Source organism: Candidatus Kapaibacterium sp. (assembly GCA_023957315.1).
In the GTDB taxonomy this organism is placed as follows: Bacteria; Bacteroidota; Ignavibacteria; order Kapaibacteriales; family UBA2268; genus PGYU01.
Genome location: JAMLHE010000012.1, coordinates 26,503 through 47,593 on the forward strand (window position 1 = coordinate 26,503; position 21,091 = coordinate 47,593).

17 protein-coding genes, 1 tRNA gene and 1 pseudogene are annotated in these 21,091 nt (G+C 37.6%); 16 read left to right on the forward strand and 3 right to left on the reverse strand.

Translation table 11 applies throughout. From position 1 onward, the window contains the following. Position 1: 1 nt before the first annotated feature. The 5 genes from M9949_11665 to M9949_11685 all read left to right on the forward strand — a co-directional run bounded on the left by M9949_11665 (position 2) and on the right by M9949_11685 (position 5,253). Entirely contained in the window at positions 2–787 is a 786-nt protein-coding gene (locus tag M9949_11665) for a hypothetical protein (protein ID MCO5252059.1), read from the forward strand. A 5-nt stretch (positions 788–792) separates the two neighbouring features. Next, on the forward strand, positions 793–1,695 hold the full coding sequence (locus M9949_11670; protein MCO5252060.1) for a cation diffusion facilitator family transporter: 903 nt from the start codon (positions 793–795) through the stop codon (positions 1,693–1,695). A gap of 106 nt (positions 1,696–1,801) precedes the next feature. Continuing rightward, complete coding sequence (locus M9949_11675; protein MCO5252061.1) at positions 1,802–2,389, forward strand: RNA methyltransferase; 588 nt, start codon at positions 1,802–1,804, stop codon at positions 2,387–2,389. A gap of 26 nt (positions 2,390–2,415) precedes the next feature. Next, complete coding sequence (locus tag M9949_11680) at positions 2,416–2,865, forward strand: GatB/YqeY domain-containing protein (GenBank protein MCO5252062.1); 450 nt, start codon at positions 2,416–2,418, stop codon at positions 2,863–2,865. 3 nt (positions 2,866–2,868) lie between these two features. Then, positions 2,869–5,253 (forward strand): endonuclease MutS2, encoded by a 2,385-nt coding sequence (locus tag M9949_11685; GenBank protein MCO5252063.1) that lies wholly within the window; start codon positions 2,869–2,871, stop codon positions 5,251–5,253. A gap of 66 nt (positions 5,254–5,319) precedes the next feature. Here M9949_11685 and M9949_11690 read toward each other — a convergent pair. Further along, a tRNA-Ser gene (locus M9949_11690) sits at positions 5,320–5,406 on the reverse strand. Between the two features lie 71 nt (positions 5,407–5,477). Here M9949_11690 and M9949_11695 point away from each other — a divergent pair. Continuing rightward, entirely contained in the window at positions 5,478–6,536 is a 1,059-nt protein-coding gene (locus tag M9949_11695; protein MCO5252064.1) for an LD-carboxypeptidase, read from the forward strand. 105 nt (positions 6,537–6,641) lie between these two features. After that, positions 6,642–11,297 (forward strand): choice-of-anchor D domain-containing protein, encoded by a 4,656-nt coding sequence (locus tag M9949_11700; GenBank protein ID MCO5252065.1) that lies wholly within the window; start codon positions 6,642–6,644, stop codon positions 11,295–11,297. 56 nt (positions 11,298–11,353) lie between these two features. Here the strand turns inward: M9949_11700 and M9949_11705 are convergent, their stop codons facing one another. Both M9949_11705 and def read right to left on the reverse strand, forming a co-directional pair. After that, positions 11,354–12,001 (reverse strand): ATP-binding protein, encoded by a 648-nt coding sequence (locus M9949_11705; GenBank protein ID MCO5252066.1) that lies wholly within the window; start codon positions 11,999–12,001, stop codon positions 11,354–11,356. An 82-nt stretch (positions 12,002–12,083) separates the two neighbouring features. Then, positions 12,084–12,662 carry a peptide deformylase gene (def, locus tag M9949_11710; GenBank protein MCO5252067.1) on the reverse strand — a complete coding sequence of 193 codons (579 nt, stop codon included), beginning with the start codon at positions 12,660–12,662 and terminating at the stop codon, positions 12,084–12,086. Between the two features lie 110 nt (positions 12,663–12,772). On the opposite strand from def, the gene murD reads away from it, so the two are divergent. From murD to hprK, 9 genes and pseudogenes are all read left to right on the forward strand, one after another. Then, entirely contained in the window at positions 12,773–14,104 is a 1,332-nt protein-coding gene (gene murD / locus M9949_11715; protein ID MCO5252068.1) for a UDP-N-acetylmuramoyl-L-alanine--D-glutamate ligase, read from the forward strand. Positions 14,105–14,108: 4 nt separating this feature from the next. After that, positions 14,109–15,293 carry a putative lipid II flippase FtsW gene (ftsW, locus tag M9949_11720; GenBank protein MCO5252069.1) on the forward strand — a complete coding sequence of 395 codons (1,185 nt, stop codon included), beginning with the start codon at positions 14,109–14,111 and terminating at the stop codon, positions 15,291–15,293. A gap of 59 nt (positions 15,294–15,352) precedes the next feature. After that, entirely contained in the window at positions 15,353–15,826 is a 474-nt protein-coding gene (locus tag M9949_11725; GenBank protein ID MCO5252070.1) for a PH domain-containing protein, read from the forward strand. Then, the gene (locus M9949_11730; GenBank protein ID MCO5252071.1) at positions 15,823–17,349 is read left to right on the forward strand and encodes a PH domain-containing protein; all 1,527 of its coding nucleotides are present in this window, start codon (positions 15,823–15,825) and stop codon (positions 17,347–17,349) included. Before M9949_11725 ends, M9949_11730 begins: the two co-directional genes overlap by 4 nt. Continuing rightward, entirely contained in the window at positions 17,346–17,885 is a 540-nt protein-coding gene (locus tag M9949_11735; GenBank protein MCO5252072.1) for a hypothetical protein, read from the forward strand. Before M9949_11730 ends, M9949_11735 begins: the two co-directional genes overlap by 4 nt. Before the next feature lie 4 nt (positions 17,886–17,889). Continuing rightward, positions 17,890–18,730: pseudogene (gene accD, locus M9949_11740) on the forward strand (acetyl-CoA carboxylase, carboxyltransferase subunit beta). A gap of 48 nt (positions 18,731–18,778) precedes the next feature. Beyond that, positions 18,779–19,600 (forward strand): hypothetical protein, encoded by an 822-nt coding sequence (locus M9949_11745; GenBank protein ID MCO5252073.1) that lies wholly within the window; start codon positions 18,779–18,781, stop codon positions 19,598–19,600. Between the two features lie 83 nt (positions 19,601–19,683). Further along, on the forward strand, positions 19,684–19,992 hold the full coding sequence (locus tag M9949_11750) for an HPF/RaiA family ribosome-associated protein (GenBank protein ID MCO5252074.1): 309 nt from the start codon (positions 19,684–19,686) through the stop codon (positions 19,990–19,992). A 72-nt stretch (positions 19,993–20,064) separates the two neighbouring features. Further along, on the forward strand, positions 20,065–21,081 hold the full coding sequence (gene hprK, locus M9949_11755) for an HPr(Ser) kinase/phosphatase (GenBank protein MCO5252075.1): 1,017 nt from the start codon (positions 20,065–20,067) through the stop codon (positions 21,079–21,081). Positions 21,082–21,091 lie beyond the last annotated feature (10 nt).

Here is a 21,091-nt window from a genome sequence, read left to right on the forward strand (position 1 = left end):
GATGAAATACATAATTTTCATGGCGATTTTTTTCATTACTTTGCATCCGGGCATATCGAAAGATAAACAGATAGTCCTGATTTCAGGACTTGTGAAAAACGTTGAAGACGGCAGTGTAATTTCTACTAAAGTTAAGTTTATAAATTCTGAAGGTGTTGTATTTGAAGCCAAATCTAATTCAGCAGATGGTTCTTATCAGCAAGTTCTGCCCGTTGGCGAGCAATATTCAATTATAATCGAAGGCTATTTGCTCACTGACCATGCTGTATTGCTCAACCTTCAGAATTTAACCAAGTATTACGAAATGACACGAAATTTTGATGTCATAAAATTGACTGAAGGGTTCGAACTGCTCAAAATTGATGCTTTCGTTGATAATGATTCGAAAATTCATGATTCACTCAATACTTATATAAATTTTCTGAAGCATATTCTAACTCACCAAAAGGGTTTGCATATAGATTTGGTTATCAATACAGGTGACTCCTATTTTAAAAATAAAAAGGTCAAACAAACTGTTATCGAGAAAAAGAAAAAGAAAACAAAAACCGTAACTGTGAAAAACAAAGAGCAATTAAGTGAACTGTTAGACCTACGGGCAGAAGTATTGCGTGATTTGATTAAGAACAACAAGATTCAGGAGCGGAATGCTTCGGTATCAACCGATTTAATTGAAACAACTGCTCCCAAAGTTGTGAAAAAGAAGAAGAAGTCTAAAACACCACCACCACCTAAAGAACCGGTCTTTGATTTGACCGTTAAAATTTCTAAAGTTATGAAATTGTAGCAGAAATGGCGCCACCTAAGAATAAATACCATGTAGCATATATTTTAGTTTGGATTTCGATTGTACTAAACATCTTGGTTTTTGCAATTAAATATTATGCCGGACTGAGGATTAATTCTCTTGCTATGATTGCTGATGCTTGGCATACCTTGTCTGATTCGATAACGTCGGCTGTGGTGCTTATTGGCTTTTGGATAGCATCAAAGCCTGCTGATTACGAGCATCCTTTTGGTCATGGCAGGGCAGAATCAGTTATTTCGGTTATCGTCGCAACTATTTTGGCAGTTGTCGGTATAAATTTCATCTCCGAATCTATTGCGAGATTACAAACACGTGAAATCGTCGATTATGATATTACAACGCTTATCATTTTCTCTATAACGATTGTTATCAAAGAGATAATGGCGCAGTATTCAATTTATTACGGTAAGAAAATCAATTCCGAATCCCTTAAGGCTGATGGTTGGCATCACAGAACGGATGCAATCTCAACTGTCGTTATCGTTGTAGGAGCATTTTTCGGCGAACAATTTTATTGGATGGATAGTGTACTTGCAATGGGAGTATCATTGATGTTGTTCTACGTTACATACGAAATTCTAAAGTCAGCAGCCGGTTCATTACTTGGAGAACACCCCTCGCATGAATTCAAATTGCAAGTAATGAACATCGCCAAAAATGTTAATCCGGCAATTACTTCGGTGCATCATTTCCGTATTCATAGTTACGGCGACCACAAAGAGCTCAATATTGACATCCGCCTTCCTGCTGAAATGAGTGTTCATGATGCTCATGTTATAGCAAGTGCAGTCGAAAAATCCATCTATTATAAAATGAATTACAAAACAACTGTTCATGTTGAGCCGGGACTTTATTCAGAATACCTTCGGAACTCTAACTATTTCTAAATATCACAAGTTTTTTTTATCAATTAGTAGCTTCATTCATTTTGATTAAATACTATTCATTTATATTCGTTTTATCTATGTTGATAAATAAAATTGATATTGAATAGTGTTAACTGAGAAACGTCTTAAAAGATTTGAAACAGTCTTGCAAAACAGGCAAGTGGATTTGACAGCCGTATTCGAGAACATCTGGGACCCACATAACCTATCGGCTTGTTTGCGTTCGTGTGATGCAGTAGGCATCTTGAAAGTGTATCTTGTTTACGACGGCTCACAGAGATTCCCGAAATTAGGCGATTCGAGTTCTGCAAGCGCTCGAAAATGGGTCGAATCTGAGTTCTTTACCGATATCGAGGAATGTTACGCGAAACTCCGAAGCCAAGATTTCAAGATTTACACTACTCATTTGGCGAGTGATTCGAAATCTCTTTACGATTTGAATCTGACCGAAAAAGTAGCCCTTGTATTCGGAAATGAGCACTTTGGCATTACGGAGAGAGCTTGTGAGTTAGCTGACGGCAACTTTATTATTCCTCAAGTGGGTATGATTAAGAGTCTCAATATTTCGGTTGCTTGTGCAATCAGTACCTACGAAGCTTTCAGGCAACGGCAGGTAAGCGGTTTTTACGATAAATGCAGATTGGATCAGGAATTTTACGATTCAAAATTGCATGAATGGAAATTAAGAAGATAAATATTATTAAATTTTGAGGTATTTTTATGTCATTAGAAACGATAATAAACGAACAAATGAAAGCGGCTATGAAATCCGGTGAAAAGTTACGTCTCGAAACGATTCGTTCAATCAGAGCCGTAATCATCGAGTTTTCAAAATCCGGAACAGGCAAAGAGATGACTCCCGATGAAGAAATCAACATACTCAATTCATTGGCTAAAAAGCGAAAAGATGCGATTGAAATGTATGCTAATGCCGGAAGAACAGATTTGAAAGAGAAGGAAGAAGAAGAACTGCAGATTATCATGGAGTTTTTGCCAAAACAAATGTCTGCTGATGAAATGCGTGATGTAATTCGTGAAATTATTTCCGAAAATGGTTTCGACAAAGCATCGGATTTAGGCAAGTTAATCGGAGCATCGGTTAAGCAACTCAAGGGAAAAGGGGATAACAAACTTATTCAACAAATCGCAAAAGAATTGCTTGGGGCTTGATTAATGCTTAAAGATGAAGTTTTAACCAATTTCGATAATCCTTACGACGAAGCTGTTCTGAGCAATTCTATGAATGAATTGGAATTCAGTTCAGTTTTGAATTTCGTTTCTCGATACGCATATTCAGATTTGGGAGTGAGTCTAATCAAAGGACTCAAACCAAATACTGATTTGTTCTCCTTGAATAATGAAATCAATCTTGTCGAATCGCTTAAGCAACTATATTTTAGCGGTCTGAAAGTCCCTTTCGAAGGTCTAACGGACGTAAAGCATAAGATTTACAAAGCGGCTATCGAAAATGCAGTCTTGTCCTCATCTGAGGTATTGGCTGTGCATGATGTCATTCGTGCTTTCCGTATTATCGCAAAGTTTTTCGATGACAGAAGGGAACAATTTCCATTGCTTTACGAATTTGTCGAACACCTCTACTTAAATAAATTACTCGAAAAACACATAACTGAAGCTATTGATGATAATGGCGATATTCGTGATACTGCCACTAAGGAACTCTACGATATTCGTCGCAAAATCACCCAAAAATCGCAACATCTAAGAACTCGTTTGCAGAAAATTCTCCGCCATGTACAAGATGAAGACATGACTCGTGAAGATTTTTATACTGTTCGCGAAGGTCGTTTTGTATTACCTATCAAGGCTGAAAACAAAAGGGCATTGCCGGGTATTATCCATGGCATTTCGCAAACAGGCTCGACAGTGTTTTTGGAACCTTCAGAAATCATCGAGTTGAACAATGAATTGTCATTGCTGCATAATGATGAATTACGCGAAATGCACAGAATACTATCCAATTTGACAAACGAAATCGGCAAAGATAGCCATTTATTGATAGCATCGCTCGACATCGTTGCCCACTTGGATTCGATGACTGCACGAGCAAAATATGCCGTTGACTTTGGCGGAATCAAGCCAAATGTAAACGACGAAGATTATATTTATCTTAAAGACATAAGACACCCGCTGCTTGTTCATGCAAAAGGCGCCAAAAAAGTCATGCCTTTGACGATTGAATTCACCAAAGATACACGAGGACACTTAATTTCCGGTCCTAATGCCGGTGGCAAGACGGTTGCACTCAAAAGCATTGGTTTGAATATTCTAATGGCATTGAGCGGTATTTTCCCACTTGGCGATTGCAGGACAAACTTCCGAACTGTTTTTGCTGCAATTGGAGACCACCAATCTTTAGAAAACGACCTCAGCACATTCAGTTCGCAGATATTAAACTTAAAAAAAATCCTCGAATCTTGCGGGAATGAATCTCTCATCTTGGTTGACGAAATCGGCTCGGGAACTGACCCACAAGAGGGCGCTGCACTTGCATGTGGAGTCTTGGATAGTTTCATCAACATAAAGCTGTTTTTTGTTGTGACAACGCACCAATCATCACTTAAAACTTATGCCTTGAATAATCCGGTAATTGCCAACGCTTCTTTAGAATTTGACGATGTCAAACTCGTTCCAACTTATCACTTCCTATCAGGAATTCCTGGCAATTCTTATGCTTTTGTATTAGCTCGTAATATTGGTATTTCGGAACTTGTGCTCGAAAGAGCCCAAAAATATCTTGGCTCGCGCCAATCTGAACTCGAATCGAGCATTACGCTCTTGCAAAAATATAAAACCGAAAGCCAAAACTTGAAAAATGAGCTCGAAAAGGAAAAATTGACTTTTGCAAAGTTGAATTCCGAATACGAAGCCAAACTTACCGAAATCAAGCTCAAGAAGAAAGATTTGATTTCGGACGCCAAACTCGAAGCATTCGAAATCGTTAACAAAGCCAATTCATTGGTCGAAAATACGATAAAAGAAATTAAAGAATCCCAAAAGCCTGTTGGTGAGATTAAAAAGGGCTACGAAGATGCCAAAACATCGCTTAAAGCTCAAGTAGAAAAAGAAGTCAAAAAGGTGCTTGTCGAAGTCGCTACCGAAACTGATTTCTCACCTGGCGATAACGTCATAATGATTGACAATAATTCAAGCGGCTCGATTGTATTGGTGGACAAAGAGGATAAGATGGCAGTCGTCGAATTTAACGGGTTCAAATTCAGATTACCATTCGACAGAATCAAAAAAGGCCAAACTCCAAAAGAGAAGAAGTCCTCTGCGTCGCAATACGTAAAGTTCGATGCCGAATCCCGAATTGATATTCGTGGCAGAAGGGCTGAGGAATCAATGCGAATGATAGACGAATTTATATCGGAAGCACTAATGACAAATTTGGAACGTATAACTATTATTCACGGAAAAGGGACCGGTGCTCTCAAACATGCAGTGCATGAGTTTTTGAAATTTCATCCATCAATCAAATCTTTCAAATTGGGTGAATTAGTAGAAGGCGGAGCAGGAGTTACGATAGCCGAGCTTTGATAGATTCGCACATTATTGTGAAGGTTGGCACAAAATTAGCAAGCTTTTTGATGCAAAAAACATTTGCGGAAAGAGTGGGATTCGAACCCACGGTACCCTTGCAGGTACACACGCTTTCCAGGCGTGCCAGTTCAACCACTCCTGCATCTTTCCGTTGTACTCCAAATTGGAGTTTGCAAAAGTAAGTATTTTGTTTGAATAATAAAAGTAATTTGAAGATAAAGATGGACAGACGTAAATTTATAACAGCATCAACAGCTTGGTTGGCGGCTTCATCATTAATGGCTCATGATAAGTCCGGTTCACGATTTGACCCGCAAACCAACTCAATGTCTGCCCATACAAAAGGTATTGTCAAACCAAAGGGCATTTATCCCGGAGGAACAATAGCTATAACTGCACCGGCAAGCCCTACAAGTATGTACGAAATCCGCAACGGGCTGAGATTTTTCAAGGATATGGGATGTAAAATCGAGCTTGGTTCATCTATCAAAAATCAAAAAAATGAGAATCGATACCTATCAGGCACTGACCAACAGAGGGCTGATGAATTTATGGGATTTGTCGAACGCCCGGAAATCGAAGCAATAATAGCCGCAAGAGGCGGTTTTGGCACTATCAGAATGCTTGATTTATTAGATTATAATATTATTGCTGCTAACCCAAAAATCATAATGGGGTTTAGTGATGTGACAGCATTATTGAATGCAATTAGAATTAAATCATCGCTTGTGACCTATCACGGACCTGTAGCCTCAATGAGTTTCGATAATTTTACGCGAACAAATTTACGACAACTTATTTTTTCCGAACATGCTGTCCAATTCTACGAGTTCAAAGATAATAGCATCTCCGTCGTTTCACCCGGAGTAGCACAAGGCGAACTTGTTGGCGGTAATCTGACAATGCTGTGTTCTACATTGGGTACTCAATATGAATTTGACGCCATGAACAAAATCATTTTCATCGAAGATGTTTCCGAACACGGTTACCAAATTGACCGAATGTTGGCACAATTAAAATTAGCAGGAAAATTCAACCAATGCAAAGGTGTAATTTTTGGAACATTCAGTAACATTGATGCTCGTAAACCATTCTATCCTAATCGTGGGTATTCGATTCGCGAACTTATCCATCATTACTTAGCTGATTTGGGCAAACCCGTTGTATTGGGCTTACCTTTCGGGCATATTAATTCAAAGATTACATTGCCGATTGGAATCAATATCGAACTTGATACCCACAAAAAAACAATCAACTTTTTAGAATCTTCAATTTCATAACAAATTTGTGTAACAAATTTGCAAATTTTGTGTTATATTTATATGTTTTTGTTTTGCAATCGGAATTCTTTTGTAGCTTAAAGTATAAATTTTTTTAGGTGAACTATGAAAAAGTTGTTTCTACTTTGTTTTTTGGGCTTAATCCTCATTAATTCGAGCTTGAAAGCTCAAAGTTTTGCCGTTTCGGAAATCGTTCCGGATAAATTTCCAAGAGTAGGGGCATTTTTCAGCGCCTATACCGTCCAAGGTCATCATTTTACTAGTTTGACACCTGAAGATTTTGTTGTGATTGATAACGGTTTAGAGATACCAAAAGAATTAGTTGAAATCATTTGCGAATCTGATGCTCCCGTTAGTGTTGTATTGGTATTGGACAGAAGTAGTTCGATGCAAGATAGGGTTGACGGGGAGACGAAATGGAGTTGGGCAATTGATGCTGCCAAAACTTTTATCAATACTATTGATTTAGGTGTTGAGTCTCAAATTGCAATAACTTCATTTGCAGGCACAGCCTCAGTTATAAGCCCTTTTTCTACTAATAAAAAATGGCTTTTGGATTCTTTGAATAAGCCTATTCAAATAGTTGGAAGTACTAATTTCAACGTTGCATTTTTAGATGAAATCGCCGGTGCAATAACTTTATTACAAGATGCTCCTCCCGGGCATAAAAGAGCTATTGTATTTTTATCTGACGGGGCACATGAATCGCAAGGTGCGCCATTGCAGATGTCCAAAATAATCTCAGAAATGAATGACAACAATATTCAACTTTTTTCAATTACATTGCTTTCTGATAAAAGTAATGACTTAGAATATATGTCACAAATGACGGGTGGTAAGTATGTTATGGTTGGCACAAGAAATGAACTGAGTAATATTTATAAATCCTTTGCCGAAACTATATCTTATAAAGTTCATTGTCAAATTGTGTGGACAAATCCTGATATCTGCGATACAGTCGAAACATCACGTAGAGTATCAATTCGATTTGTACCATTAGGGAAGACTACAAATAAACAATATCTTGTTCCTTTCGAAAATATTGTCTATGTAGATTCAGACCAAAAACTAATTGATTTTGACAACCCCGATATAGGTTCATACATTGAACGTACGGTAACTATAACTCCAAGATTGAAAAATCTAACCACACAAGATATCAGAATCGTTCCACCCGGTTATTTTAAAGTAGTTGATTGGGGCGATGGAGTTGGAAATCAGCCTAATTATGATTTCATTATGCCTGTGAACGTACCCAGAAAAATTACAATAAGATTTACACCGCAAGACGAAAAAATATACCGCCAAGCGGCTTTACTTGTTGATGGATTGCCTTGTGCATTGGAAGTTGATTTGTTCGGTGGATTTCAACGGATTAAATTGGAAAAACCAGAAAAAAATGATGTTTATTCCAAATGCGATTCTATTGCAATTAATTGGAGTGGTGTCACTGATGAGACCGAAGTTGACATATATTATTCAATTGACAATGGAAAAGTATGGACTTTGATTACTACCAAGCAAACAGGCGGCTCTTATACTTGGTACCCGGATTTCAAGTCCGAAAATGTTAAAATCAGAGTTAGAGTTTCCGATAAATTTACACATAAATTTGCTAAAAGTTTTGGCGGCAATGCAGATGTTATATCAACCTGTATTGATGCATCTTTCAATAATTTATACATCTATATGTCCGGCTACTTTGAAGGTTCGATGACAATCGGAAATAAAACTCTCACAAGTATCGGCAAAAAAGATTTCTTCTTAGCCAAATTTGATAGTGATGGCAACTTGGTTTGGGCTCGTAGTGACGGTGGATTCCAACATGATGATATGGCTTATGGTGTGGCAGTTGACGAAGAAGGTAATGCATATGTTGTCGGTACAGCATACGCCGGTTCCAAATTCGGAAATACAACTCCCTTGTTTCCATATTCAAGTGTCCCGTATTTCTTCATCGCAAAATATTCTTCAAAGGGAGATTTTCTTAATTTGAACTATTTAGGTGGTGAAGAAAAGTTTGAAGATTTCAGACCAACTCCTGAAAAAGTATCTTTCCGTAGAGTTTATGGCGAGCAACCTAAAATCTATGTCGAAGGAACCTATACCGGAAATTATACCGATTATATGATTGCTAAAACGCTTCCTGCCTATCCAAGCGCAAGGAAATTCACTGCAGTATTTAATGAGAGATTGAATCTAATTGATTTGGCTCCAAACCAAATGAATAATATAATCTACACTTCAAAACTGACATTTGATTCTGACTTTAATCAATATCAGACAGGAGATTTTTCAGGAACAATCAAAATTGGCGAAATCAATCTTCAGTCCTTAGGAGCAAAAGATTCATACTTATCAAAATATGGTAAATTGCCTGTTAGTGAATCTATAAGCGAACAATTCGTAATCGAACAGCCTCAATTGAGCTTCGCAGTTCCAATTGTTAATTTTCCTGATTGCACATGGGGTGATTCTTTAGAAATTGTGGCTTCCGGCTTAATTGTCAATAATAGCAAGTTAATGACAAAAATTACAGGAGCTGAAATTAGAGATTTTGGTCAAAGTGAAATGTATTTAGATTTCGAACTCATGACTAATCTTATTGATGAAATATTAGAACCCGGAGAATCAATCGAAGTTCAATTCAAATTCCGTCCGGCATATCTGAATTTACGTAGGGCTCAATTTGTTGTTTCCGGTGAGTGTATGAGTGATATTAAAGTTGAACTTGCCGGCAATGGTATTTGCGGTGGTTTAGTGCTCGAAGAATATGATTTTGGTGAAGTTAATCTCAATAAAACTGTCACCGACACAATTTTTTGCGCCTTTGAAAATAATTCAAATTATCGAGTTTTTATCGACCCCAAAATTCGTGGAACACATCTGCTTGATTTTGTCATTTCGTTCCCTGCTTATGTAACTCGGCTTAATAACAGAATCATGGTTGAACCGGGCGATTGTATTGATGTAATAATATCTTTTACACCACGAGAAATGGATGAAAGAGTTGCTGATTTGAATTTCTATGTCGAATCTCCTTGCAAAAATGCCGTGACGGTTCTCAAAGGGTTCGGAATTTCCGCAGATGTTCGTGTCTCATCATTCGATTGGGAACGCCAACGAGTTAACGGCACATATAACGGCGAAATCGTCATTCGCAATAATAGTAACGGAATCGAATATATTGATGACATTAAATTTGCAGATAATGATGGCGGTGCCTTTACTTATAATTTGCAAACTCCACTGCCATTTTCATTGGCTGCAAACGGGGAAGAAAGAATCCCTGTGACTTTCAATCCAACTCAAGAAATTGATTTTGATAAAGAAATTCTGGTTACAGTCAGGTCAAAAACTGTAGATTTGGTCTCCAAATTGGAAGGAATAGGTTATTTGCCAAAACTTATTGCAACTTGGCAATGTGGCGAATCTGTCGTAGTCGGTCAATCTACTACAGCTAAGCTGATTCTCGAAAATCCCAGCTTATCATCGGATTTATCCATTAATGAAATTTTCTTCGAATTGCAAAATACTGAATACGCTTGGCAATCAGGAACCAATCCGACAAATATTACTATTGCTATGGAGGATAGACTCGAAATTCCTGTGACATTCACTCCAGCAGCCGGAAGCGACCATTTGAATACAATAATAATTATGGCTGATAACTATGACGCCAAATTTGTTGATGAATGGCGTGAAAATCGTTTGAGCACTGATTGTGACGGTATCAATTTATCTTACGGTGACCGCTCCGCATTTGGCAACAAATTGATTTGTTCGGAAAGTGAAAATTCGATTACAATTACAAATACAAGTAAAGATAGTGATATAATTTTATATTTCTCGTCTCATACTATTTCCGGCGATATGGGATTCTCTATTAATGCTACGGAAGACGCAATTGTGAAAGGCGGCGCAACATTCACTTTCAAGGTGAAATTTGAACCTACACGAATTGGCTCATATAATTCAAATTTGACAATTCCAAATTCTGCTTCTATTCCAATCGAAATCGAACTTACGGGTTCAGCCGGAGAATTGTCAATCAAACCCGATAAGGCAGAATATACTTTCGACCCGGGCAAAGTTTTTGATTATAATGTATTCCTACAATTACCAAGTCTTAATGATGATGCCTTGCAGAGTTTGAAAATTACAATTAGTTTTGATAATAGTGTAATTCGATACATTAATCAATCATTTAAATCGGAATTGAATACTAATCCCGCAAATGGTGATTATTGGGTATGGGACAAAATTGAATACATCGGTTTCGGTCAGTTAGAATTATCAGGTAGTGGTTATGTGACAAGTAATCAAAGCTTTGAAGCATTCAAAGTCCAATTTATGGCATTATTGAACGATATGGGGCAATCTCCAATTTTTGCAACTCTTGATTACGATTGTTATACAGCGGTGAATAATTTATCGGTTGTTAATATAAACGAAGTTTGCTTCAATGATAATCGAATTATTTATACTGCATCTGCTATCAGGTTCTTCCTCGGAATGCCATCACCAAATCCTGCACTTACGGATTTCAAGATAAGCTATGGAATAGCTTTCGATTCCGATGTTAAGCTTAACATTACTGATATTGAGGGTAATGTGGTGATGAGGCTCGTTGACGAAATGTTGAAACCGGCAATTTATGAAATTATATTGAATACTGCAGACTTCAGTTCGGGTATGTATTTTATTAAAATGGAAGCAGGTCCATATATTGAAGTGAAATCAATCATGATTGCGAAGTAAAGAACAAATTCAGCATTACGCTTTTGCAAAGGTTGGGACTATTCTCAACCTTTTTTTTATACTAAAGTGAAATAATCTCTTGTAGAATCATTGTGAATATGAAGCACACCGGCTTGGACTAATTTAATCATCATACGTTCAGCGCGCCTCTCGGAGATGTTTACCAAATGTGAAAAGTCCTTAATTGTAATACGGTCTTTTTTTTCGAGATAATCAAACAAACGTCTTTCATTTTCACCGATGCTGATTTTGAGTGGCTTTCCTGCTGTAGAATTTTTCATCAAACGATACATTTCCCGACTGGCTTCGACAGACTGCTCACCGATTCTAATATATGCTCTGTGATGAATCTGCTTAGTGTCTGGGTCTTCAATCTTCAATTTATGTGGTTTGTGCTCACCTTCATTTATCTGTACAAATAATACATCTTTGCCTTTAACACTGATAACTTCGATGATAGGCTCAATAGGAGGGTCTATATGGAACCCACAAGCCACTTCTACTGCTTCAATTTCAGTTTTTTCGCTTTCAATTCCGTAGATTGTACCATCGTCATCAACACCAATTAAGAGCATTCCGCCTTTGGTATTGGCTAATGCTGAAATTTCTTTGGCAAGTTTGAATGGGGTAGTTGATTTGCGCTTAAACTCCATTATGGAAGATTCACCTTCAGCAACCAATTCGAGTAGTTTGTTCGGTCTCATTTTTCTCAGCTATTTCAATTGACAATTTAAGCCTCTAAATCTAAGACGAATATAATCGCCACAATTATATCATTTCATAGAATTATTCTTCAATCTCAGGTTCAATCAATGTCCCGTCAGGCATAATCATAGGGTAGTTTGGCAATAAATCGCCGCGTTTGATTTTGTTCAATTTGCTCTTGGCTAATGCTCTTCTTAGTGGTGTTATCTTGTCGAAAATCAATTTTCCCTTCAAATGGTCGAATTCATGTTGCATTACTCGAGCCAAAAATCCTGAAACCTCAGTGTTGTATTCCTTCATATCCAAGTCGTAATAACGAATCTGAATTGATTCGGGTCTGACAACTTTCTCGAAAAATTCAGGAATACTCAAGCATCCTTCGCTTTCTTCGGACTCTTCGTCCGAATAGAAAATTATTTCAGGATTGATGATAGTAATCGGATTAGGCTTTTTTTCATCGCTGCCGACGTTCAAATCAACGATAAACAGGGCATCATTGCTCCCGACTTGGTTGCCGGCAAGTCCAACACCATTGGAAATATTATACAATGTGTCGTACATATTGGCGACTAAATCTGCTACATTTTGATTGAATTCGGTGACTTGTACAGCTTCTTGTCGGAGTATCGGGTGAAAACAGTTATATATCGGAATTATCATCTTAGTTTATCATTTTTATAAAATTTAAATGTAATAAAATTTTCGTTTATCTTGAAATTAATTATATCAGTCGTAATTTTGTAACATCGAAATATAGGAAACGAAAATAAATGAAAAAAGTGTTAGTAATAGGTGCCGGCAAAAGTGGGGTTGCAGCTGCAAAACTTGCCAAAAGAAAGGGTAATGATGTTATCTTGACCGAATCAAAGGCTGCGTCTCAGTTTGTTGATTTGATTGCCGAACTCACTGAACTTGGTATTGATTGCCAATTCGGCGAAAATAAGCTTGAATTGTTAGAACATTGCGAACTTATCATCACTTCTCCCGGTGTACCACCTGAAGCTGAAATATTAGTGACAGCTTCAGTACATAATATCGAAATCATCAGCGAATTGGAGTATGCTTCTCAGTTTATAGAAAATCCTATTATTGCAATCACAGGTACAAACGGCAAAACCACTACAACTTCGCTAATCGAATTCGTACTGAATAATGCCGGAAAAAAAGCAATCGCTTGCGGAAATATCGGTATTCCGATGTCCGACCTTGTTAATAATGTAGAAAAAGAAACTATTTTAGTTGTAGAAGCAAGTAGTTATCAATTAGACAGAATTAAAAATTTTCACCCGGAAGTGGCTCTGATACTGAATATTACGCCCGACCATCTCAAATATCATGGTACGATGGAGGCATATGTGGAATCAAAGTGGAAAATTACTTTGAATCAAAATGAAAAAAATTTGTTAGTTTTAAATAGAGACGATGAGATATTATGGAAAAACATTTTGGGAACGAATGCCAAAATAGCTTTTGTCTCGATGTCATCGGTGGATAGGGGGATATATACACGCGACGGCATAATATTTATAAATGCAGCAGATAAAGAGGAGGTACTTATGCCGGTAGCCGATTTAGGATTACCAGGTATCCACAATGCCTACAACTCGATGGCGGCAGCCTTAGCTGTTCGCGCTTTTGAGTTGAGCAATGAAGATATTCGAGACGGATTATCAAAATTCAAGGGTGTCGAGCACCGCTTGGAATTTGTCCGTTCTATTAATGGAGTTGATTTTGTCAATGATTCCAAAGCCACAAATGTCAATGCCACTTGGTACGCACTCCAAGCTTATAACGCACCTATTGTTTGGATTGCAGGTGGCAGAGCAGACGGCAACGATTATTCTGCTTTGGATGCAGTAGTCGATGCCAATGTCAAATCCATCATTGCGATGGGTGAAGAAGCCGACAATATATTCAATCATTTTTGCACTGCCAAAAGGTGCATAAAAGTTATGGATTTGGACGAAGCACTTTCAGTAGCTTTAGAAGAAGCTGAAAATGGTGATAAAGTTGTGTTTACACCTGCTTGCAAGTCATTCGATATGTTCATGAATTTTGAGCATAGGGGAGACGTTTTTAAAGAAATTGTAAACCGATTCTGAGATTATGAATAACACCAAAGGACATATTGATTGGTTCATTTTATTGCCAATAGTGGCTCTAATGCTATTTTCGATTTCCTTTGTTTATAGTGCAAGCGCCCCAATAGCCCAATTCCGCTTTGGCAACCCCGAGTTCTTTTTCCTTAGTCATACATTTAGAGTGATGTTGGGATTGGCTGTCATGCTTATTTTTGCTAAAATTAATTATCATTTTTGGCAGCGTGTTTCCAAACCTATGATTGTGATTGGAATAGTTTTGCTTGTTATTGTTTTGGTGTCCGGGACCTCTGTAAAAGGGGCTTCAAGATGGCTCAATTTGGGTCCACTGAGCTTCCAACCATCCGAGTTTGCCAAATTTGCGTTGGTAATTCATTTTGCGGCATTGCTATCAATAAAACAAAAAGTTATCAAGGAATTGGAACGAGGCTTTTTGCCATTCATATTATGGGCAGGAATGATATGCCTTCTTATAGGCTTGCAGCCAAACTTTTCGACCATGTTTGTAATTTTTATCATAGCAATTACGATGATGTTTATAGGTAATACAAACTTGTTGCATCTGGGTAGTATGTTCATTGTTGCTTTGGGTAGCATAGGAGTTTACTTGGTATCAGCGGAGTATCGCCTAAAGCGACTAACAGCATTTTTCGGTTCAGGTGAACCGGGAGTTAATGATGCTGTCAACTATCAGGGCAATCAATCGCTGATTGCTCTGGGCAATGGTGGATTATTCGGAGTCGGTGCCGGGCAAAGCCGCCAATCACATCTTTTCTTGCCCGAATCTTACGGTGACTTCATCTTTGCAATCATTGGCGAAGAATATGGTTTGATTGGTTTGTTGTGCATCATTGCGGTGTTTGCTATTGTTTTTTGGCGAGGAATGTTAATTGCCAAAAAAGCACCCGATAATTTCGGATACTTTTTAGCAGTTGGCATTTTGATTACATTTGCTACATATCTTTTGGTCAATGCAGGTGTCAACAGCGGTTTACTCCCGACTACAGGTGTGCCAATGCCCTTTGTGAGCTATGGCGGCACTGCAGTATTGATTTATTCTGCCGCAATTGGTATTCTGCTGAACATTTCCTCTCATGCCGGAGTTTACCCCAAAGCGGAGATTCGTGATGATGATAAACCAAGCGAGCCGGATAATAGTTCTGATGAAGTTAAGCAAACTACACTTTTTTGATAATAATTTAATTTGCCGACTTACGTTTTATCCAAAGTTAATAAAAATTGGAAACAAATATGTATAGTTTAGACCCGGCAGTTAAAATTATCTGGACAATTAATATCATAATGCGAACCTTGTTTTATACGATATTCTTTGCCATACTTGATTTCTTCGTGATTCCGAATTTTTTCACGGATTGGATTTTTCCAAAAGGCATTACCACGCTTATAATTTTTGTTATCGGCGTTATAGTTGCCGCTATTTATCCATATTTTTATTATAAATATTGGAAATTCAGTGTCCGTGAAGATGAAGTTTATATCGAACGCGGTGTGCTAACCCGAGTCAAAACGACTGCTCCATACCTCAGAATTCAGCATATTGACGTCATACAAAGCGTTTTAGACCGAATATACGGTTTGGGCAAATTGGTGATTTACACAGCAGGTACGCGTGGAGCAGATGTTACTATTCCGGGTTTGCCAATCGAATACGCCGAACAACTCCGCGACAGACTCAAAAATGTTACTCCCGAGGATGAAGTATGACAACTCCGTACGAAGAGTACATCGAGCCGAGAAAATTACATCCGCTGACATTGGTTTACAGACTTTTTACAAATGTACCCGGTTTGGCTCTTGCCTTTTATTTCGTAGTAGTCGAAAAGCAAAGTGACCAATATTTTTACCTTATTTTGGCACTTATCGGGCTTATGGTATTAGTTCCATCTATCGTTTTGAACTACATTTTTTTCAATTTTCAAATCACTCCCAAAGAACTTGTAATTCGTTCCGGTATCTTTGCTAAACGTCAAAGAAGTATTCCGCTTGAAAAAATCCAGAATGTAAATATCAACCAAAATTTCATCCAACGAATTCTCGGACTTGTCAGAGTCAGTATAGAAACAGCCGGAGATTTGCAGACCGAGGGCGCCTTGGAATTTGTCTCTGTCCATGATGCTAATGAAATTTCCGAAATCATCAAAAATTACAAATTCAGCTTAAAAAAAGACATAAACAAGGATGCGACTGAAGTTTCCTCAGACAGTATTCAAGATGAAGCAGATGAGCAAGAAAAATCCAATGTATTATTTGAGCTATCCTGGAGAAATCTGATTGTTTACGGAATGGTTCGCTTGCGTCCATTGTTTCTTGTGTTTGGCTTGTGGCTTATGGGTATTTTGTCCCAATTTGGTATTTGGGAAAACACTATAGATAAATTCGTCAGAGACAACCAAAATTACATCGATTCGCTTGATGTATTTTCGATAACGATGTTGATTATCGCCACTATCTTAGTGACTATATTTTTGTCGTGGGTCTTTGATATTTTATGGACTATCAATGAGTATTTCAAATTCAAATTAGTCAATGAGGAAAACAAATTAGTCACAAGCTATGGGCTATTGAGCAAAGTCAGAGTAACAATCCCGCTAAGGAAGCTGCAACAAATTACAATTTTGACTAATCCTCTAAAAGAGAAACTGAATTTCTTCACTCTCACGCTCCAAACTGCCGGATTCGGTCAAAAATCAGGTTCAAATCAAGCTGTAATCCCATTAGCAAAGTATGATGAATTGATAGCATTGGCTCAAAAGATTTACAGTTTTACTCTTCCCGACAAATTTATTCCTATTTCTCGCAAAGCTATTCGCAGAGCCTTCGTTCGATATTTGGTGACAATTGTAATTCTGATTGCACCATTAGTCTATTTCTTGCCGGATTTGATTTGGGTTGCCACCGCGATACCTTTGCTTTATTACGCTGCATATCTAAGATGGCTTTATAGGGGATATGCTATCAACAATGAACATCTGATAGTCAAACAAGGTTTTTGGATAAGAAAAATAATTATCATACCTTTGAAAAAAATGCAGACATTGCATCTGAGAGAAACTTTTTTCCAGCGTCGTTTGAGTCTTGCTACAATTTATTTCGACAATGCTTCGGGTGCAGGAACAGCAGATGCAAAAATTGCTGACATAGACAAAGATGATGCATATTTGATTTATGATGAAATATATGATTACTTTAAACATCATATTAAGAGTAATGATAGGAGAAACCAATGATTATGTTTTCTGATGTGGTTTACAAAATAATATTCAATCACGTAGGTGCAATTGTAAGCGTGGTTTATGCTAAGGACGGCAAAATCAAAGCTGTGACAGGCAGATTGCAAAGCGCGACTGTCAATAATTTGGTTATCAGACCGGTCGAATCATTAGAGCCCTCACGCGATATTCCTATGTTCGTTGCAGACAAACGCAACGTTTTTTGCATTTATAACCAAAACAACATCGACTTGCTGAAGGCTAAAGAAGCTGTAAATCTTGACAGAAAGCTGAAAGAACGCAAATTCCGAATAAATTTGATAAAAATCATCAAGCATTATATCAACAAGGAATTTTTCGTCATCCATAAGTCGAATATGGAATATTTCGTTACCGATGCAAGATTCAAAGATATGGGGCTAGACTCCATCACATTGCTTTTCCCGCCATTTTACAATAATGAACACATCTTGAAGTTTAATGTTATATATAATATTTTTAATAATGATTTCGAAGATTTATTAGACGAATCTTTAGTGCCTAAGGAGGAATAATATTATGGCTTGGTTTCAGAGGTCACAGACAAACATTGATGATGCAAGACCAAGGGAAATGCCCGACGGATTATGGACAAAATGCCCGGCTTGTAGTGAAATAATTTATAAAACCGAACTCGAATCTCAACTTTATACTTGTAAAAAATGCAACCATCATTTTCGTATTGGAAGCAAAGAGTATATTGAAATATTGATTGATAAAGCTACTTTCGTCGAAACAGAAGGACACCTCACTTCCGGTGACCCATTAGAATTTTCCGATACAAAAGCCTATCCCGATAGAATCGTTGACAGTATCAAAAAAACATCACTGAATGATGCGATTACCACCGGAACAGGGAAAATCGGAGGCATCGAAGTATCATTTTGCTGCATGAATTTTAATTTTATTGGCGGTAGTATGGGCTCTGTTGTTGGCGAAAAAATTTACAGAGCAGCCAAATTATCTCTTAAGAAAAAAATCCCACTAATAATTATTTCGGCTTCCGGTGGTGCTCGAATGCAGGAAGCCCCTTACTCACTAATGCAAATGGCAAAGACATCTGCAATTCTGGCTGAATTAGGTGAAAACGGTATTCCGTTTATATCCATATTGACTGACCCAACAACAGGCGGCGTTACTGCATCTTTTGCGATGCTCGGAGATATAAATATTGCCGAACCCGGAGCCTTGATTGGATTTGCAGGTCCACGCGTAATCGAACAAACTATACGCAAAAACTGCCTACAGGATTCCAAGAAGAGCAGAGTTCTTGCTCGAACATGGATTCATAGTTTGCATTGTCTCACGCTACAATCTGAAGAATGAATTGACAATTATCTTACAATGGTTCAAAAATTAAAAATAAAATTTGCACAGAATAAAAATTTTACTTATTTTCTCATTGTAAATGATTAAGAAAGTAATAATATTTGTGTTGGTTTTTAGTGCTTGGATGTTCGATTCAGAGCGTGCTAACGGAGAAGTGATTTTGAGCGAGCAAAAGTATGATTTGAAATCTATTGTCATTCTTGGCATTGGCGGAGGCTTTTCGAGTGGTTCTGATGCTTTCTTCGATGTTTTTTTGAATGAATTTGGTTCAACAAAAAGGCTCATGGCTATCATGCCTACTCTTTCCGCAGGTACTAAGGTGACTATTTCGCCTCAGTATCGTTTCGGATTCCATGCAAATTTCCAAGTTGTAAGTTTTAGTTCAAGCCATGGTCAGATGGTTGACGAGCCGGGACTCAGAGGATACAGAAATCTTCATCAGAACTTTGAAATCACCAATATGCCCTTGTTCCTTTCCCTTGACTATATGCCTTATACTTCGCAATTTCGTACATATTCAGGTCTCGGGCTTGGTATGGTAGTTATAAATACTAAATGGGAAGAAGGAGTTAGTTCAACAATTGAGCAAGATACGAGAATAGGCGGATTGCATTACGAAGATACTGATATAGGAGCTTTCGGTAGAGTTTATGCCGGCGTTGAACTTGGTTTCGATAAAAATTATGAAGATTATTTTCTTGGCAGCTTGATTATCGAAGCGTCATACTCGCATACTATTGTTAATGCAGATATGTTTTACAAGGTACGACAACAATTTAATCCGCCCAAGGAAAGCCTTAATCAAAAGGTCAACTTTGTGCCGGGATATTTGCAACTAAGTGTTAATGTTTCTTTCAATTTTAATAGAAAGGTTGGTACATCAAAACAAAGAAATTTTTGAGACGTTTTAAATAAAGCAAACAGCGTTAATGTAACGCTTGTTTGATTCACCATTTTTTTTAAATTAATTATAGAGGTGGATTTATGAAAACCCAAGTAACTTTCAGACACACTAAGGGACATCACCCTAAACTACACGAAGATGCCCTTGCACATGCCGAAGCTTTTGTCAAATTTCATGACGGCATAATCAGCACAAATGTCGAATTTCTTAATGAAACAGATAAAACAGTAATCATAACAACACATCTTCAAGGAGCTACTCTTGTTGGCAAGGATGGCTCTGACGATTTCCATAAAAGTCTTAATAGTGCCGCTGATAAAGTGGTCAGACAAATTAAAAAATTGAAAACCAAACAAATTAGCGTTCGCACAAAAGGTGTAGAAGTATAATTTGTTTTTTGTATTTTTGTATCATAGGGGGGCATTCGTTTGTCCCCTTTATTGTTTAGAAACGGAGCGAACATGAGACAAATTGATGACCTAAAACCTATGGTACAGGAAAAGATTCCTGTTGAAATGCTTTTAAGTTCTCCTGTTAAATTGGTTAAACTCACTGAGGAGACCGGGCTTGAAAATTTCATAACCGATAAGAATCTTCACCGCCCCCAATTAGCGTTGGCGGGTTACGTTGGATTGTTCACATTTCAAAGAGTCCAAATTTTCGGAAATACTGAAACTTTATACCTAAAAAGCCTATCACGTATCGCACGAATCAAAGCTATTCAAAAAATTTGCCAATTCAAAATCCCGTGTGTTATTCTTACTAATTCCAATACATTAGACCAAGAACTGATTGATATATTCGTAGCAGCCGGAATCGCCGTTTTTATGACCGAATTTGATACTACCAAAGCATTTTCCATGCTATCTGATTTCCTCGATGACCAATTTTCGCCCCAATTAGTGGTGCACGGTTCTTTTGTCGATATTTATGGTGTTGGTTGCCTTTTCGTTGGTAGAAGCGGCATAGGAAAGAGCGAGATTGCACTTGACCTGATTGAACGTGGTCACAGACTTGTGGCAGATGACGTCGTGATGCTTACATCAAAAAAAGAATCGCTTTTGATGGGCACAGGAACTTCATTGGTTCAGCATTTTATGGAAATTCGGGGATTGGGGATTATTGACATCAGACAGATGTTTGGCATTCGTTCAATTAGATTCCAAAAGCGGCTCGAAATCGTTGTAGAGCTCGAAGATTGGGATGAAAAGGAAACTTATACGCGAACAGGATTAGATGAAAAAAATATCAATATCATGGGAATTGAGGTTTCAAAAGTGAAATTGCCAATTTTTTCAGGGAAAAATATTACTGTTATTGCCGAAGTTATTGCCGTCAATTACTTGCTACGCACATACGGATACGATGCCTCACAAGTCTTTTCCGACAAATTGAATGAGCGAATTCGTAAGAAATCCGGACCTAAAAAATATTTCGAAGACAAGAGAATAATTCCTTATTTCAAAGATTTAGAATAAATATCATATT